Source organism: Anoxybacillus sp. LAT27, assembly GCF_022030075.1.
GTDB lineage: Bacteria > Bacillota > Bacilli > Bacillales > Anoxybacillaceae > Anoxybacillus > Anoxybacillus kestanbolensis.
This window is the reverse complement of the sequence record NZ_JAIWYK010000430.1, coordinates 1-268: the sequence shown is the minus strand read 5'-3', so window position 1 is coordinate 268 and position 268 is coordinate 1. Positions and strand designations below refer to the sequence as shown.

1 protein-coding gene is annotated in these 268 nt (G+C 64.6%); it reads left to right on the top strand.

Going from position 1 to position 268, the window contains the following annotated elements; genetic code table 11:
* A partial coding sequence (locus LD028_RS13080; RefSeq protein WP_237812072.1) for a glycine--tRNA ligase subunit beta occupies window positions 1-268 on the top strand: 268 nt, incomplete at both ends.

Below are 268 nucleotides of genomic sequence, written 5' to 3'. Positions count from 1 at the left end.
AGCATCGCGGACAAGCTGGACACGATTGTCGGCTGCTTCTCCATCGGCATCGTCCCCACCGGCTCGCAGGACCCGTACGGACTGCGCCGGATGGCGGCGGGGATCGTGGCGATCCTGCTCGACCGCGGCTGGAAGCTGCCGCTGGACCGCTTGTGGGACGCCGCGCTGGACATCTATGCCGCTCAGGGCGTAACCAAGCGCGACAGGGATGAGGTGAAGAAAGACCTGGCCGATTTCTTCGCGCTTCGTCTGAAAAATGCGCTGCAGG